The 15,587-nt window shown below is 67.6% G+C and carries 14 protein-coding genes; 10 read left to right on the top strand and 4 right to left on the bottom strand.

Annotated elements, in window-relative coordinates:
- Positions 1–4 precede the first annotated feature (4 nt).
- Both ACZYRS_RS09520 and ACZYRS_RS09515 read left to right on the top strand, forming a co-directional pair.
- The gene (locus ACZYRS_RS09520) at positions 5–709 is read left to right on the top strand and encodes a GntR family transcriptional regulator (RefSeq protein WP_463419027.1); all 705 of its coding nucleotides are present in this window, start codon (positions 5–7) and stop codon (positions 707–709) included.
- Positions 710–874: 165 nt separating this feature from the next.
- Entirely contained in the window at positions 875–2,011 is a 1,137-nt protein-coding gene (locus tag ACZYRS_RS09515; protein ID WP_463419026.1) for an AI-2E family transporter, read from the top strand.
- A gap of 3 nt (positions 2,012–2,014) precedes the next feature.
- Here the strand turns inward: ACZYRS_RS09515 and ACZYRS_RS09510 are convergent, their stop codons facing one another.
- The gene (locus ACZYRS_RS09510) at positions 2,015–2,917 is read right to left on the bottom strand and encodes a LysR family transcriptional regulator (protein WP_198786797.1); all 903 of its coding nucleotides are present in this window, start codon (positions 2,915–2,917) and stop codon (positions 2,015–2,017) included.
- Positions 2,918–3,109: 192 nt separating this feature from the next.
- Here ACZYRS_RS09510 and gcl point away from each other — a divergent pair, with 192 nt between their 5' ends.
- The 3 genes from gcl to ACZYRS_RS09495 are packed head-to-tail and all read left to right on the top strand — an operon-like array spanning position 3,110 to position 6,661.
- Positions 3,110–4,903: a glyoxylate carboligase gene (gene gcl / locus ACZYRS_RS09505; protein ID WP_463419025.1), complete on the top strand. Its 1,794-nt coding sequence runs from the start codon at positions 3,110–3,112 to the stop codon at positions 4,901–4,903.
- Between the two features lie 14 nt (positions 4,904–4,917).
- Entirely contained in the window at positions 4,918–5,709 is a 792-nt protein-coding gene (gene hyi / locus ACZYRS_RS09500; RefSeq protein WP_463419024.1) for a hydroxypyruvate isomerase, read from the top strand.
- Positions 5,710–5,749: 40 nt separating this feature from the next.
- The gene (locus ACZYRS_RS09495; protein ID WP_463419023.1) at positions 5,750–6,661 is read left to right on the top strand and encodes a 2-hydroxy-3-oxopropionate reductase; all 912 of its coding nucleotides are present in this window, start codon (positions 5,750–5,752) and stop codon (positions 6,659–6,661) included.
- A gap of 148 nt (positions 6,662–6,809) precedes the next feature.
- On the opposite strand, the gene ACZYRS_RS09490 is transcribed toward ACZYRS_RS09495, so the two are convergent.
- Positions 6,810–8,150: an NAD(P)/FAD-dependent oxidoreductase gene (locus tag ACZYRS_RS09490; protein ID WP_198786793.1), complete on the bottom strand. Its 1,341-nt coding sequence runs from the start codon at positions 8,148–8,150 to the stop codon at positions 6,810–6,812.
- A 248-nt stretch (positions 8,151–8,398) separates the two neighbouring features.
- Here ACZYRS_RS09490 and ACZYRS_RS09485 point away from each other — a divergent pair, with 248 nt between their 5' ends.
- The 5 genes from ACZYRS_RS09485 (at position 8,399) to ACZYRS_RS09465 (ending at position 13,998) form a co-directional block, all read left to right on the top strand.
- Positions 8,399–10,702 (top strand): NADP-dependent malic enzyme, encoded by a 2,304-nt coding sequence (locus ACZYRS_RS09485; RefSeq protein WP_463419022.1) that lies wholly within the window; start codon positions 8,399–8,401, stop codon positions 10,700–10,702.
- Positions 10,703–10,882: 180 nt separating this feature from the next.
- Positions 10,883–11,917 (top strand): ABC transporter substrate-binding protein, encoded by a 1,035-nt coding sequence (locus ACZYRS_RS09480; protein WP_198786791.1) that lies wholly within the window; start codon positions 10,883–10,885, stop codon positions 11,915–11,917.
- Positions 11,917–12,744, top strand: a complete 828-nt coding sequence (locus tag ACZYRS_RS09475) for an ABC transporter ATP-binding protein (RefSeq protein WP_463419021.1) — start codon at positions 11,917–11,919, stop codon at positions 12,742–12,744. The genes ACZYRS_RS09480 and ACZYRS_RS09475 overlap by 1 nt, the downstream gene beginning before the upstream one ends.
- A complete protein-coding gene (locus tag ACZYRS_RS09470; protein ID WP_463419020.1) occupies positions 12,744–13,514 on the top strand; it encodes an ABC transporter permease in 771 nt (256 codons plus the stop codon). Before ACZYRS_RS09475 ends, ACZYRS_RS09470 begins: the two co-directional genes overlap by 1 nt.
- Positions 13,515–13,521: 7 nt before the next feature.
- Positions 13,522–13,998, top strand: a complete 477-nt coding sequence (locus tag ACZYRS_RS09465) for a nucleoside deaminase (RefSeq protein WP_463419019.1) — start codon at positions 13,522–13,524, stop codon at positions 13,996–13,998.
- 4 nt (positions 13,999–14,002) lie between these two features.
- Here ACZYRS_RS09465 and ACZYRS_RS09460 read toward each other — a convergent pair whose 3' ends face one another.
- Positions 14,003–14,224 (bottom strand): oxidoreductase-like domain-containing protein, encoded by a 222-nt coding sequence (locus ACZYRS_RS09460; protein ID WP_463419018.1) that lies wholly within the window; start codon positions 14,222–14,224, stop codon positions 14,003–14,005.
- Positions 14,225–14,237: 13 nt separating this feature from the next.
- Positions 14,238–15,587 (bottom strand): sensor histidine kinase, encoded by a 1,350-nt coding sequence (locus ACZYRS_RS09455; protein WP_463419017.1) that lies wholly within the window; start codon positions 15,585–15,587, stop codon positions 14,238–14,240.

Raw genomic sequence — 15,587 nt, 5'->3', positions numbered from 1 at the left:
ACATATGCCCGCCGACGTCAGCCCCACCGCCATCGCCGAGCGCGTGGTCGAAGCCATCCTCGCGCAGAAGCTCGCGCCAGGCGAGCGGCTGGGCGAGCAGGCCCTGGCGGAGAACTTCGCGGTGAGCCGCACGATGGTGCGCGAGGCGCTCATGCAGCTGCAGGCGCGCGGCTTCGTCGAGGTGCAGTCGCGCCGCGGCTGGTACGTGGTGGAGCCTTCGGCCGAGGAGGCGCGCGATGCCTTCTCGGCGCGCCGCATCGTCGAGGCCGGCATCCTGGCCGAGAGCGAGGGCCGGCCGCTCGGCAAGGTGATCCGCAAACTGCGCGACCACATCGCCGACGAGCAGCGCGCCATCGAAGGCGCCGATGCCGCCACGCGCGCCTTCCTCCTGGCGGACTTTCACGTGTGCCTCGCCGAGCAGATGGGGCACCAGTTGCTGGTCGATGTGCTGCGCGACCTCACGGCGCGCACCACGCTCGCCGCCACGCTCTACCAGTCCAAGCACGAGGCGGGGCAGTCGTGCGCGGAGCACGGCGCGATCGTCGCGGCGCTCGAAGAAGGCGACACCGACAAGGCGCGCCGCCTGATGCTCGAGCACATCGGCAACGTCGAGCGCGCGCTCGAGGTGGACGCCGCCGCCGAGCCCGATGCGCCGAGCCGCCTGCGCGCCACGCTGGCGCCGGTCGCGCTGCCGCGCGCCAAACGCTGAAGCCATCCGTGCATTAGTGCCGCGGCGCGCTATCGATGACATAGCACGCCGCCCCCGGCAGGCGGGGGTTTGGCGCCGATGCGGCCTCCCACGACGCTGCGGTGCACAAGGGCGTGCCCGCTGACAGGATCGCGCCGCCGCGCTCGGCTACAGTCCGAGACACCTATGAATTCACCCCAACTCCAGCGCGGCGTGTTCCTCGCCCTGCTCGCCGCCGTCACCGCCGCTTTCGTCTGGGTGCTGCTGCCGTTCTTCGGCGCGGTGCTGTGGGGCGTGGCGCTGGCGATCCTGTTCACGCCGCTCTACAAGTGGCTGCTCAGGAAGATGCCCGGCAAGCGCAACGCCGCCGCGCTCTCGACGCTGGCCATCTGTCTGTTCATCGTGATCCTGCCGCTGGCGATGGTGGGCGTGTCGCTGGTGCAGGAGATTGCGCTGGTCACGCAGAACATCCGCTCGGGGCAGATCAACTTCGCGGCGTATTTCCAGCAGATCCTGAACGCGACGCCGCAGTGGCTGCTCAACATCTTCGAGCGCTTCAACCTGGGCGACATGCAGGCCTGGCAGGACCGCATCTCGGCCGCCGCAGGCCAGGGCAGCCAGCTCATCGCGGGCCAGGCGCTGACCATCGGGCAGAACACCTTCGACTTCATCGTCAGCTTCTTCGTGATGCTGTACCTCCTGTACTTCCTGGTGCGCGACGGCGCCACGCTCTCCAAGACCATGCGCGACGCCGTGCCGCTCGCCAAGCCGCACACGCACTACCTGCTGAACAAGTTCACCACCGTGATCCGCGCCACCGTGAAGGGCAACGTGGCGGTGGCCATCGCGCAGGGCACCATCGGCGGGCTGGCCTTCTGGTTCCTGGGCGTGCAGGGCGCGCTCTTGTGGGCGGTGCTGATGGCCTTTCTGTCGCTGCTGCCGGCAGTGGGCGCGGCGCTCATCTGGGGGCCGGTGGCCATCTACTTCCTGGCCACGGGGCACTTCTGGCAGGGGGGCGTGCTGATTTTCGTGGGCGTGTTCGTGATCGGCCTGGTCGACAACATCCTGCGCCCGGTGCTCGTGGGCAAGGACACGCAGATGCCCGACTACATCGTGCTCATGTCCACCATCGGCGGCATGGCGATCTTCGGCATCAACGGCTTCGTGATCGGGCCGGTGATCGCGGCGCTGTTCATGGCGGCGTGGAGCCTGTTCGCGGACTCGGGGCACGTGGGCAACGGCCACCAGGTGATCGAGCCGCCGCAGGCGCCCGAAGCCGCCGACCCCGCCGTCCTGCCCGAGAACCACAAGCACAAGGGCTGAGCGCTAAGCGCTCCACCAGCCTTCGTCGAACCGCCCCTGCAGGAACGCGACGAACCCCGACACCTTCCCCGGCACCAGCTTGGGCGACGGGAACACGGCGTGGATCTCCTGCTCGGGCAGCGCGTGGTCGCCCAGCACCGCGACCACCTTGCCCGCCGCCATCGACTCGCTGGCCACATAGCGCGGCATGAGCGCGATGCCGAGACCGTCGCGCGCGGCGGCCAGCACGGCAGAGAGGTTGTTCGAGCGAAAGCGCCCCGAGACCGGCACCGTCACCGGCTCGCCCTTGGGCGTGTGCATGCGCCAGAACTCGTCGCCCACCACGCTGCTGTAGATGAGCGCCACGTGCGCGCCCAGGTCCTGCGCGCGCTTGGGCGTACCGTGCTTCTTCAGGTAGCCCGGCGCCGCGACCATGACCCACGGGTTCGCGCCGAGGTAGCGCGCGCCCAGCGATGAATCGGCCAGCTTGCCCATGCGGATGGCCACGTCGATGCCCTGCGCGATGAGGTCGACGTAGCGGTCCTCGAAGCTCAGGTCCAGTTGCACCTGCGGATGCCGGCGCATGTATTCGAGTGCGAGCGGCACCACCACGCGCCGCCCGAACGCCACCGAGGTGCCCACGCGCAGGAGGCCCTGCGCCTGGTTCTGCCGCAGCTGCACGATGCTGTCGGCCTCCTCCGCGTCGCGCACGATGGTCTTGCACTTCTCGTAATAGAGCGCGCCCGGCTCGGTGAGGCTCACGCCGCGCGTGTTGCGGTTGAGCAGCCGCACCTTCAGCCGCGTTTCCGTCGCCGCGATCTGCTTGGTCACGGTGGGTTGCGTGGTGTTGAATTCGCGCGCCGCTTTCGAGAAGCTGCCGGTCTCGACCACGCGCACGAACATTTCCATTGCCAACAGTCTGTCCATGAGTACTCCTTGCCCCCACGCTCATCACTGCGTGTATCGCTGCCCCCCACGGGGGCGCGGTCGCCTTGGGGCGGCCCGGCGGCGACCATGGTAGCCAGTTATTCCGCCACGGAATAGGTTTTATGGTCTCCAGCCGTCTTCTTTGAACGCCCCCCGCTTCCTACAGTGGACGTCACTTAACGGAGACAGTCCATGGCAAAGATGAAAGCAGTACAGGCCGCCGTGCTTGTGATGGAAAAAGAAGGCGTCACGCAGGCCTTCGGCGTGCCCGGCGCGGCCATCAACCCGATGTATTCGGCGCTGCGCCAGCGCGGCAGCATCTCGCACATCCTCGCGCGCCACGTCGAGGGCGCCTCGCACATGGCCGAGGGCTACACGCGGGCGGTGGCCGGCAACATCGGCGTGTGCATCGGCACCTCGGGCCCCGCGGGCACCGACATGATCACGGGCCTGTACTCGGCCTGGGCCGATTCGATCCCGATCCTCTGCATCACGGGCCAGGCGCCGCGTGCGCGCCTCTACAAGGAAGACTTCCAGGCGGTGGACATCGAATCGATCTCCAAGCCCGTCACCAAGTGGTCGGTCACCGTGCGCGAGCCCGGCCAGGTGCCGCAGGTGTTCCAGCAGGCCTTTCACCTGATGCGCTCGGGCCGCCCCGGCCCCGTGCTCGTCGACCTACCTTTCGACGTGCAGATGGCCGAGATCGAGTTCGACATCGACAGCTACGAGCCCCTCACCCCCTACAAGCCGGCCGCCACGCGCGCCCAGATCGAGAAGGCCATCGGCATGCTGCAAGCCGCCGAGCGCCCGCTGATCGTGGCCGGCGGAGGCGTCATCAACGCCGATGCGTCCGACCTGCTCGTGCGCTTTGCCGAAGCCACCGGCGTGCCGGTGATCCCGACGCTCATGGGCTGGGGCGCGATTCCCGACGACCATCCGCTCATGGCCGGCATGTGCGGCCTGCAGACCAGCCACCGCTACGGCAACGCGACGATGCTCGCGAGCGACTTCGTGCTGGGCATCGGCAACCGCTGGGCCAACCGCCACACCGGCTCGGTCGACGTCTACACCAAGGGCCGCAAATTCGTGCACGTGGACATCGAGCCCACGCAGATCGGCCGCGTGTTCACGCCCGACTTCGGCATCGTCTCGGACGCCAAGGCCGCGCTCGAACAGTTCGTCGCCGTCGCCGAGGAAATGAAGGCCGCGGGCAAGCTCACCGACCGCCGCGAGTGGGCCAAATCGTGCATCGAGCGCAAGAAGACCATGCTGCGCAAGACCAACTTCGACGAAGTGCCGATGAAGCCGCAGCGCGTGTACCAGTGCATGAACAACAACTTCAGCAACGACACCTGCTACGTGAGCACCATCGGGCTCTCGCAGATCGCGGCCGCGCAGTTCCTGCACGTGTACAACCCGCGCCACTGGATCAACTGCGGCCAGGCCGGCCCGCTGGGCTGGACCATTCCCGCGGCGCTGGGCGTGCGCGCGGCCGACCCGACGCGCAAGATCGTCGCGCTCTCGGGCGACTACGACTTCCAGTTCATGATCGAGGAGCTGGCCGTGGGCGCGCAGTTCAAGCTGCCGTACATCCACATCGTGGTGAACAACTCGTACCTGGGCCTCATCCGCCAGGCGCAGCGCGGCTTCGAGATGGACTACTGCGTGCAGCTCGCGTTCGACAACATCAACGCCGGCCCCGACGCGGGCATCGAGAGCAGCTACGGCGTCGATCACCTGAAGGTCGTCGAGGGCCTGGGCTGCAAGGCGATCCGCGTGAACAAGCAGGAAGAGATCGCGCCGGCCATCCAGCGCGCCGAAGCGCTCATGGCCGAGTTCAGCGTGCCGGTGGTCATCGAGGTGATGCTGGAGCGCGTGACCAACATCGCGATGGGCACCGAGATCGACAACATCACCGAGTTCGAGCCGCTGGCCGAGCACCCCGCCGATGCGCCCACCGCGGTGGCGGCCGAGATGCTGGACTGAGCACGGAGACACACATGCCCAAGTTCGCAGCCAACCTCACGATGCTCTTCACCGAGCTGCCGTTCATGCAACGCTTCGAAGCCGCCGCCAAGGCGGGCTTCAAGGGAGTGGAATACCTCTTCCCCTACCCCTTCGAGAAGAAGGAACTCGCCGCAGCCCTTCGCACCAACGGCCTCACGCAAGTGCTGCACAACCTGCCCGCCGGCGACTGGGACAAGGGCGAGCGCGGCATCGCGTGCCTGGCCGATCGCACCGGCGAATTCGCCGAAGGCATCGGCATGGCGATCGACTACGCGAGCGCGCTCGGCTGCCCGCAGGTCAACTGCCTCGTCGGCAAGGTGCCCGAGGGCGCCGACATCAACGTGGTGAACCGCACGGTGATCGACAACCTGCGCCTGGCCGCGCGGGAACTGGAAGCGGCCGGCATCCGCATGCTGATCGAGCCGATCAACACCTTCGACATTCCGGGCTTCTACCTGAACCGCACCGACAAGGCGCTCGCGCTGATCGAGGCGGTGGGCTCGCCGAACCTGAGGGTGCAGTACGACATCTACCACGCGCAGCGCATGGAGGGCGAACTGGGCAACACGCTCACCAAGCACCTCGCGCAGATCGGCCACATCCAGCTGGCCGACAACCCCGGCCGCGGCGAGCCGGGCACGGGCGAGATCAACTACCCGTGGCTCTTCAGGCACATCGATGCGCTGGGCTACGACGGCTGGATCGGCTGCGAATACAAGCCGCGCAAGGACACGGTCGACGGCCTCGGATGGCGCGAAGCGCTCACGCAAGAAGACAGGCAATAAGCCAGGCAACAAGACACGACTTCAGATTGGAAAAAGAGACATGACGACCACACCCCAGAAAATCGGATTCATCGGCCTCGGCATCATGGGCGCGCCCATGGCGGGCCACCTGCTCGACGCCGGCCACCAGCTCTTCGTGAACACGCAGGGCAACACGCCCGAGCCCTTCATCTCGAAGGCGAAGATCTGCGCCTCGGCGGCCGAAGTGGCGCGCCAGGCCGACATCATCTTCATCATGGTGCCGGACACGCCCGACGTGGAGAAGGTGCTGTTCGGCGAGCCGGGCACGCACGGCGTGGCCGAGGGCCTGAAGGACTCGCGCGGCAAGATCGTGGTGGACTGCAGCTCCATCGACCCGATCGCCACCAAGGCCTTCGCCAAGCGCATCGTGGCGCTGGGCTGCGGGTACATCGACGCACCGGTCTCCGGCGGCGAAGTGGGCGCCAAGGCCGCGAGCCTCACGATCATGTGCGGCGGCGACGAAGGCACCTTCGAGCGCGTGAAGCCGCTGCTGGACAAGATGGGCAAGAACGTCACGCTGGTGGGCGCCGTGGGCGACGGCCAGGTCTGCAAGGTGGCCAACCAGATCATCGTGGCGCTGAACATCGCGGCGGTGGGCGAGGCGCTGCTGTTCGCCTCGAAGGCGGGCGCCGATCCGGCCAAGGTGCGCCAGGCGCTGATGGGCGGCTTTGCGAGCTCGCGCATCCTCGAAGTGCACGGCGAGCGGATGATCAAGCGCACCTTCGCGCCGGGTTTCCGCATCGCGCTGCACCAGAAGGACCTGAACCTCGCGCTGCAGAGCGCCCGTTCGCTGGGCGTTGCGCTGCCGCAGACGGCGGGTGCGGCGCAGTTGATGAACGCCTGCGCGGCGCTCGGCCATGGGCAGCAGGATCACTCGGCACTGGTGCGCGCGCTCGAAGCGCTCGCCCAGCACACCGTCACGCCGGACTGATCGATCACTCCCGTTCGGGCGGAGTCACGACCACCGTTCGGGCGGAATTACGACCACCGTTCGGGCTGAGCTTGTCGAAGCCTCGCCCGATCGGGCGCCAGCCCTTCGACAGGCTCAGGGAGAACGGTGATGACGCGAAGGCATCGCGTCAGGTTTTCGCTGCCTCCAGCGACTCTTTCAGGTTCCGCCTGCGCCATGCCCAGGTCTTCACGGCCTGCGGCAGGATGCCGATGCACGAGGCGTAGTACGTCACCTTGAAGCCCCAGAAGCGCGGGCCGATGGGCGTGTCGCGGAACAGGTCGCCGGCCAGGATGGACAGGAGCGCCTCCTGCATGCGCCACACGTTGCGCGGATTCATGAAGAGCCGGCGGATGGCCGGCGAGGTGATGCGGTAGATGAACCACGAGAACATCTTCGGCCCGTGCTTCATGACCTTCTCGTAGTGGCGGAAGGCGCGCTCGGCCTCCTTCGCCTCGCCCTTGAGCCAATGGTCGGCCGCGGTCGCGGCCTCGAAGCCGCTGTTCATCGCCAGGTACACGCCCGAGGAGAACATCGGGTCCACGAAGGCGTAGGCATCGCCCACCATCATGAAGCGGTCGCCGCGGCAGAACTTGGAGTCGTAGGCGTAGTTGCCGGTGGTGGTGGCGCCCTCCATCAGCGTCGCGTTCGCAAGGCGCGCGGCCAGCTTGGGCGCGAGCGCGATGGTCTGCATGAGGAAGTCTTCGAGCGACGCGCCCTGGCGGCGCTTGAAATACGCGGGCGAGGCCACGGCGCCGACGCTCACGGTGCCGTCCTTCAGCGGGATGTACCAGAACCAGCCGTGGTCGAACCAGAAGAGCGTGATGTTGCCCTCGAAGCGCCCGGGCCGGCGCTCGGCGTTGGCGAAGTGGCCGTAGAGCGCGGCGCTCGCGTGCTTGCGGTTGCGCTGCTTGGCGTCGAACTGGTTGGACAGCAGCGTGTCGCGGCCGCTCGCATCGATCACGAAGCGCGGGCGCCAGGTGGTCTCGGTGCCGTCGTCGGCCTTGATCTTCACCAGCGGGCGGTTGTCGGGCGTGCCCTTGCCGGCGTCCATGTCCACGCCGGTGACGCGCTGGCCCTCGAAGGTGCGCGCGCCGCGCTTGCCGGCATGGCGGAACAGCAGCTCGTCGAATTCCGAGCGGCGCACGTGCACCGCGTACGGAAAGCTCTTGTCCATCGCCTCGCCGAAATTGAAGTGGCTCGTGTGGTCGTGCCAGGGCGAGACGAACTCGGCGCCGTGCTTCTTGATGCCGATGGCCTCGACCTCGGTGCGCACGCCCAGCCGGTCGAAGAGGGGCATGTTCATCGGCAGCAGCGATTCGCCGATGTGAAAGCGCGGGTGCTGCGCCTTCTCGATCAGGACCACGTCGTGGCCCTTGTCCGCGAGCAGCGCGGCCACGGTGGAGCCCGAAGGGCCGCCGCCGATGACCACGACGTCCGGGTCGGTGCTGGTGAAAGGTCCGGGTGTCATGCGCTGCCCCTCCGTTGTCTTTGTGTTTGGGTTGACGATGCCCGCCGCCCTCGCGGCAAGGCTCGGCTTTCTTATGGTTAACCTCGATTCACCTGGATGCACCTCGATCAACAGCGCCGGAGTTTAGCGAACCGGCCGCCCCGGTTTCGCGCAAGCTATGGGTTCAGGCGTTTTCGGCATTCCCCCCGCGGGAGAGGGTCGCGCTTTTGCGGTAGCCTCATTGCCCGTCAGAAACAAGGAGACATTTCATGGCTGCACCCCTCTCCCCCGCAGAAGAAGCACTTCGCGAGGCAGCGCGCGAATACCATCGCTCGCCCGTCAAGGGCAAGATTTCGATCACCCCCACCAAGCCCCTCTTGAACCAGCGCGACCTGTCGCTGGCCTATTCGCCGGGCGTGGCCTATCCGTGCCTGGACATCGCCGCCGACCCGTCGCTGGCGGTCGAATTCACGGCGCGCGGCAACCTCGTGGGCGTGGTCACCAACGGCACCGCGGTGCTGGGCCTGGGCAACATCGGCCCGCTGGCCGCCAAGCCGGTGATGGAAGGCAAGGGGTGCCTCTTCAAGAAATTCGCCGGCATCGACGTGTTCGACATCGAGCTGGCCGAGAACGACCCCGACAAGCTGGTGGACATCATCGCGGCGCTGGAGCCCACGCTGGGCGGCATCAACCTGGAAGACATCAAGGCGCCCGAGTGCTTCTACATCGAGAAGAAGCTGCGCGAGCGCATGAACATCCCGGTGTTCCATGACGACCAGCACGGCACGGCCATCATCTCGGCCGCGGCGCTCATCAACGGCCTGGAGCTCGTGGGCAAGAAGATCGAGGACGTGAAGATCGCCGTCTCGGGCGCGGGCGCCGCCGCCATCGCCTGCCTGGACGTCATGGTCGGCCTGGGCGCCAAGCCCGCCAACATCTACGCCTGCGACTCCAAGGGCCTCATCTACATCGGCCGCGCGGGCGGCTTCGACGAATCGAAATCGCGCTACGCCCAGAAAGACACCGGCGCCCGCACCCTGGCCGACGTGGTGAAGGACGCCGATGTGTTCCTCGGCTGCTCGGCCCCCGGCGTGGTGTCGGCCGACATGGTCAAGACCATGGGCACGCAGCCCATCATCCTGGCGCTGGCCAACCCCGAGCCGGAGATCCGCCCCGAGCTGGCCAAGGCCGTGCGGCCCGACTGCATCATCGCCACCGGCCGCTCGGACTACCCGAACCAGGTCAACAACGTGCTGTGCTTCCCGTACATCTTCCGCGGCGCGCTCGATTGCGGCGCCACCAAGATCACGGAAGAAATGAAGCTGGCCTGCGTGCGCGAGATCGCCGACCTCACCAAGGCCGACATCAGCGAAGAGGTGGCCACGGCCTACGCGGGGCAGGAGCTCTCGTTCGGGCCCGACTACATCATTCCGAAGCCCTTCGATTCGCGCCTCATCCTGCGCATCGCGCCGGCCGTGGCCAAGGCGGCCGCCGCTTCGGGCGTGGCCACCCGCCCGATCGAGGACATGGAGGCCTACCGCCAGCACCTCACGCGCTTCGTCTACCAGACCGGCATGTTCATGCGCCCGGTGTTCACCGCCGCCAAGCTGGCCACCGCCAAGCGCGTGGCCTACGCCGAGGGCGAGGACGAGCGCGTGCTGCGCGCCGCGCAGCTGGCCGTCGATGAAGGCCTGGCGCACCCGATCCTGGTGGGCCGGCCCGCCGTGATCGAGGCGCGCATCAAGAAGGCGGGCCTGCACATCCGCGCGGGCACCGACTTCGAGATCGTCAACCCCGAGGACGACCCGCGTTTCCGCGTGTACTGGGAGGCCTTCCACAAGCTCATGGGCCGCCGCGGCGTGACGCCCGAGGCCGCCAAGACCATGGTGCGCCGCTCCAACACCACCATCGCCGCGCTGATGCTGCACCTGGGCGATGCCGACGCGATGATCTGCGGCCTGGTCGGGCGCTTCGACGTGCACCTGGAGCACATCCGCAACCTGATCGGCTTGAAGCGCGGCGCGCCGGGTTTCGCGACGCTCAACGCGCTCACGCTGGAGAAGCGCACGGTCTTCATCACCGACACCAACGTGAACGAAGACCCGAGCGCCGAGATGCTCGCGAGCATCGCGCTCATGGCCGCCGAAGAGGTGCGCCGCTTCGGCCTGCCGCCCAAGGTGGCCTTCCTCTCGCACTCGAACTACGGCACCTCCAGCCGCGGGTCGGCGCGCAAGATGCGCCTGGCGCGCGACCTGTTCGCGCAGATGGCGCCCGACATCGAATGCGACGGCGAGATGCACGGCGACGCCGCGCTCTCGGAAGAAGTGCGCCGCACCGCGCTGCCCGAGACCACGCTCACGGGCGAGGCGAACCTCCTGGTGTGCCCGAACCTGGACTCGGCGCACATCCTCTACAACGTGCTCAAGATGACCGGTGCCAACGGCATCACGGTCGGCCCGATCCTCCTGGGCGGGGCGGGCTCGGCGCATGTGCTGACGCCTTCGTCGACCGTGCGGCGCGTGGTCAACATGACGGCGCTGGCGGTGGCCAATGCGACGACCGCGCTGAAGTAACCCACGCTGCCTCCAGCGAAAACGCCCCGCCGTGGTGACGCAGCGGGGCGTTTTTTCGTGTTTTTGCACTGGAAGCACTCCGTTGCGCACCGCCGTGGCCAGCCCGGAAGGGTTCGCACCAATCGCGTGCGGGCACCGTTTTTGCTTGAATGCCGAAGCATTCACCTTCACGGATCCCGCATGAACAAGCGCCAACTGCTCCAGTCCTTTCTCGCCGCCTCGGCCCTGAGCTTCGGCCTTTCAGCGGCCCATGCGCAGGCCCCGACGCCGATCAAGTTCCAGCTCGACTGGCGCTTCGAGGGACCGGCGGCGCTGTTCCTGCACCCCGCCGCCAAGGGCTACTTCAAGGCGGCGGGCCTGGACGTGACGATCGACGCGGGCAATGGCTCGGGCGGCACGGTCACGCGCGTGGCCTCGGGCGCCTACGAAATGGGCTTTGCCGACCTCGCGGCGCTGATGGAATTCCACGCCAACAACCCCGACAGCCCCAACAAGCCGGTCGCGGTGATGATGGTCTACAACAACACGCCGGCCTCGGTCATGGCGCTCAAGAAGAGCGGCATCACCAAGCCCGCGGACCTGGCCGGCAAGAAGCTGGGCGCGCCGGTGTTCGACGCGGGCCGCCGCGCGTTCCCGATCTTCGCCAAGGCCAACAACATCGGCGCCGTGAACTGGACCGCCATGGACCCGACGCTGCGCGAGACCATGCTGATGCGCGGCGACATCGACGCCATCACCGGCTTCACCTTCACCTCGCTCCTGAACCTGGAGGCGCGCGGCGCCAAGACGGCCGACGTGGTGGTGCTGCCCTACCCCGACTACGGCGTGAAGCTCTACGGCAACGTGATCATCGCGTCGCCCAAGCTCATCAAGGAAAACCCCGCGGCGGTGAAGAAATTCCTCTCGGCCTTCGCCAAGGGCGCCAAGGAAGTCATCGCCAATCCGGCGATGGGCATCGAGTCGGTGAAGGCGCGCGACGGCATCATCGACAGCAAGCTGGAAACCCGCCGCCTGCAGCTGGCCATCGACACGGTGATCAACAGCGCCGACGCGCGCGCCGAGGGCTTCGGCGGCGTCAACGCGGGCCGCATGTCGCTCATGGCCTCTCAGGTGTCCGACGCCTTCAACACCAAGACCCGCGTGAGCCCCGATGCCGTGTGGACCGCCGCCCTGCTGCCGCCGGCCGCCGAACTCAGCGGAATCCTGCGCAAGTGATGGCGGACGCAACGAGCGACACCGCCGCCCCCTTCGTCGAATTCCAGGACGTCTGGCTCGCCTACAACGAGGAGCTGCTGCGCGAGAACCACTTCGCGGTCGAGGCGATCGACCTGAAGGTCAAGCGCGGCGAATTCATCGCGATCGTCGGGCCTTCGGGCTGCGGCAAGTCGACCTTCATGAAGCTCACCACGGGGCTGAAGATGCCCTCGATGGGCAAGATCCGCATCGACGGCGCGCCGGTGACCGGACCGCTCAAGATCTCGGGCATGGCCTTCCAGGCGCCATCGCTCTTGCCGTGGCGCACCACGGTCGACAACGTGCTGCTGCCGCTGGAGATCGTGGAGCCCTACCGCTCGAACTTCAAGGCCAGGCGAAAAGAATACGTCGAGCGCGCGCGCCGGCTGCTGCAGAAGGTGGGCCTCGCGGGCTACGAAGACAAGTTTCCGTGGCAGCTCTCGGGCGGCATGCAGCAGCGCGCGAGCATCTGCCGCGCGCTCATCCACGAGCCCAAGATGCTGCTGCTGGACGAACCCTTCGGCGCGCTCGACGCGTTCACGCGCGAGGAGCTCTGGTGCATCCTGCGCGACCTCTGGACCGAGCAGCAGTTCAACGTAATCCTGGTGACGCACGACCTGCGCGAATCGGTGTTCCTGGCCGACACGGTGTACGTGATGAGCAAGAGCCCGGGCCGCTTCGTGGTGAAACGCGATATCGAGCTGCCGCGTCCGCGCGAGCTCGAACTCACCTACACGAAAGAGTTCACCGACATCGTGCTGGAACTGCGCGGGCACATCGGCGCGATGCGCGGCAAGGCGGTCGCATGATGAAGAATTCGAAACAGATCGAGCGCTGGTCGCCCTGGCTGCTCTTGGTCGCGGTGCTGCTGCTGTGGCAGATCATTTGCGCAGGCTTCGAGGTCTCGGACTTCATCTTCCCCAGCCCCTGGCGCATCTGGACGCAGTTCTGGGAGTTCAAGGAAATCATCGCGGGCCACGCGTGGCGCACCTTCTGGGTCACGATGGCGGGCTTTGGCCTGGCGATCGTGGTGGGCGTGCTGATGGGCTTCGTCATCGGCAGTTCGCGCATCGCGTATGCGGCGATCTATCCGCTCATGACGGCCTTCAACGCGCTGCCCAAGGCGGCCTTCGTACCGATCCTGGTGGTGTGGTTCGGCATCGGCGCGGGGCCGGCGATTCTCACGGCGTTTCTCATCAGCTTCTTCCCGATCATGGTCAACATCGCGACCGGCCTGGCCACGCTGGAGCCCGAGCTCGAAGACGTGCTGCGCGTGCTCGGTGCCAAGCGCTGGGACGTGCTCATGAAGATCGGCCTGCCGCGATCGATGCCCTACTTCTTCGGCTCGCTGAAGGTGGCGATCACGCTGGCCTTCGTCGGCACCACGGTGAGCGAGATGACTGCGGCCAACGAGGGCATCGGCTACCTGCTGATCTCCGCCGGCTCGGCCATGCAGATGGGCCTGGCCTTCGCGGGCCTGATGGTGGTGGGCGCGATGGCGATGCTGATGTACGAGCTCTTCAGCGTCATCGAAAAACACACCACCGGCTGGGCCCACCGCGGCTCGCAGAACCAGTGAGGCGCGCATGACCCACGAACAGATCCTTCGCGCACTGCGGCGCGCCGACGAAGTAGCCCGCCGCGCGATGGCGATGGGCCGCCATCCCTTCGGCGCGGTGCTCGTCGCGCCTGATGGCGAGACCGTCCTCGCCGAGCAGGGCAACATCGACACGGTGAACCACGCCGAGGCCACGCTCGCGCGCCACGCCGCGCAGAACTGGCCGGCCGACTACCTCTGGCAGTGCTCGCTGGTGACCACCTTCGAGCCCTGCGCGATGTGCGCGGGCACGAGCTACTGGGCGAACATCGGGCGTGTCGTCTATGGCGCCGAAGAATCGGCGCTGCTCGCGCTCACGGGCGACCACCCCGAGAACCCGACGCTGAGCCTGCCGTGCCGCGAGGTGTTCGCGCGTGGGCAGAAGCACGTCGAGGTGATCGGCCCGGTGCCTGAAGTGGCCGAGGAAATGATCGCCACGCACCGCGGGTTCTGGGAAACGCGGTAGGCCACTAGGCCAGCAACAGCGAAGCCTCGTCGCGCCAGTAGTTCACCGCGGCGAGCCAGCCCTCCCACACGCAGCCGTTGCATCCGCGCCCGCAGCAGGTGGTGGGCTCGGGCGGCGGTGCACGCATGGCGAGCCCCTCTGCATCGAGCACCGCCTGCACGCGCGCGATGAGCGCCTGCGCGCTCGCCAGGTTCGTGGGCTCGGGCAGCCGGTCGATGGGGTTCATGGCGACGGGATTCTCACGCGTCGAGGTTCAGCTCGAGCCGCATCTTCGCGCCGCCCGATTCGCTCGATCCGATGGTCAGTTGCCCGCGATGCAAACGCGCGACCTCGGCCACGAGATGCAGCCCCAGCCCCGCGCCGCGCCCGCGCGGCACGAGCCGGTGAAACGGCGCCACCACGCGCTCGCGGTCCGCCTCGGGAATGCCGGGCCCCGAGTCCAGCACCTCGATGCACGAGGGCGCGCACAGCCGCACCTCGATGTCGCAGCCTTGCCCGCCATGCTCGATGGCGTTCTGGATCAGGTTGGTGAGCGCGCGTTCGAGCGAAGGCGCATCGCCGTGCACCATCAGCGGCTGCGGCGCATCGACCGAGAGCGTGCAACGGTTCTGGATCGCCAGCGGCGCAATGTCGGCCGCCACGCGCTCGCACAGCGCCTTCAGGTCCACCGGCTCTTCCTGCGGCACGACGTGGTCAAGGCGCTGCAGGTCGAGCAGTTGCTCGGCCAGCGTGGCCAGGCGCGCCGAGGCCTGCATCAGCTTCACCTTGAGCGGATCGTTCGGCAGGCCTTCCAGGTGGATCTGCAGCGTGGTGATCGGCGTGCGCAGCTCGTGCGCGGCGTCGGCGAGGAACCGCTCCTGCCGGTCGTAGCCTTCGTTGAGCCGGTCGAAGGCGCGGTTGACGGCGTTGACCAGCGGGCGGATCTCGCTGGCCACGTTCGCGAGCGGCAGGCGCGTGGTGCGCTCGTGCACGTCGATGCCCTCCGCATGCTCCGCGGTGGCCACCACGCCCTGCAGGCCGCGCTTCACCACGAAGGGCGTGGCCAGGATCACGCCCAGGCTGGTGAGCAGCGCCATCGGCGCCACCAGGAACAGGAACACGAGGCCCGTGCCCTTCAACGTGTTCTTCACCGACAGCGGACTGCCGGTCTGCGCGAGCACGTTGACCGGGCCGGCGGTGGTCTCGACGCGCTCGAAGCGGGCCTTGGGCTGGGTGTTGTCCTTCGCGGGCTCGATGGCGATGCGCGCCATGCCGTCGAGCGTGGTCATGAGCGTGGCGTATTTGGGCGGCACGTCGCCATGACGCACTTCAGCGCCCTTGGCATCGCGCGCGATGAACCAGAAGCCCGGGTCGCCGTTCTGCAGGCGCAGGAACTCGGCTGTCGGCACCACGATCAGCTTGCCGGCGGCGTCGCGGGTCAGCGCGCGCTGGATCACCGCGACGGTCTCCTGCCCGGTCTCGTCGACCACGCGCCCCAGCACCCACGCGAGGCCGATGAAACCGCCCAGCACCAGCGAGCCGACCACCACCTGCAGCAGGATCAGGCTCCAGATCAGCCGCCAGCGCAGCGAGAGCAGGCTCAGGCTCAT

This window comes from Variovorax sp. AC194, from assembly GCF_979257995.1.
Note: the sequence above shows the minus strand (reverse complement) of the source record. Positions and strands in the feature narration are given on the sequence as shown.

Excerpts from the sequence above, each read along its gene's own strand:
- ACZYRS_RS09520 (WP_463419027.1), top strand. The coding sequence starts at position 5 with ATGCCCGCCGACGTCAGCCCCACCGCCATCGCCGAGCGCGTGGTCGAA.
- ACZYRS_RS09515 (WP_463419026.1), top strand. The coding sequence starts at position 875 with ATGAATTCACCCCAACTCCAGCGCGGCGTGTTCCTCGCCCTGCTCGCC.
- ACZYRS_RS09510 (WP_198786797.1), bottom strand. The coding sequence starts at position 2,917 with ATGGACAGACTGTTGGCAATGGAAATGTTCGTGCGCGTGGTCGAGACC.
- gcl (WP_463419025.1), top strand. The coding sequence starts at position 3,110 with ATGGCAAAGATGAAAGCAGTACAGGCCGCCGTGCTTGTGATGGAAAAA.
- hyi (WP_463419024.1), top strand. The coding sequence starts at position 4,918 with ATGCCCAAGTTCGCAGCCAACCTCACGATGCTCTTCACCGAGCTGCCG.
- ACZYRS_RS09495 (WP_463419023.1), top strand. The coding sequence starts at position 5,750 with ATGACGACCACACCCCAGAAAATCGGATTCATCGGCCTCGGCATCATG.
- ACZYRS_RS09490 (WP_198786793.1), bottom strand. The coding sequence starts at position 8,150 with ATGACACCCGGACCTTTCACCAGCACCGACCCGGACGTCGTGGTCATC.
- ACZYRS_RS09485 (WP_463419022.1), top strand. The coding sequence starts at position 8,399 with ATGGCTGCACCCCTCTCCCCCGCAGAAGAAGCACTTCGCGAGGCAGCG.
- ACZYRS_RS09480 (WP_198786791.1), top strand. The coding sequence starts at position 10,883 with ATGAACAAGCGCCAACTGCTCCAGTCCTTTCTCGCCGCCTCGGCCCTG.
- ACZYRS_RS09475 (WP_463419021.1), top strand. The coding sequence starts at position 11,917 with ATGGCGGACGCAACGAGCGACACCGCCGCCCCCTTCGTCGAATTCCAG.
- ACZYRS_RS09470 (WP_463419020.1), top strand. The coding sequence starts at position 12,744 with ATGAAGAATTCGAAACAGATCGAGCGCTGGTCGCCCTGGCTGCTCTTG.
- ACZYRS_RS09465 (WP_463419019.1), top strand. The coding sequence starts at position 13,522 with ATGACCCACGAACAGATCCTTCGCGCACTGCGGCGCGCCGACGAAGTA.
- ACZYRS_RS09460 (WP_463419018.1), bottom strand. The coding sequence starts at position 14,224 with ATGAACCCCATCGACCGGCTGCCCGAGCCCACGAACCTGGCGAGCGCG.
- ACZYRS_RS09455 (WP_463419017.1), bottom strand. The coding sequence starts at position 15,587 with ATGAGCCTGAGCCTGCTCTCGCTGCGCTGGCGGCTGATCTGGAGCCTG.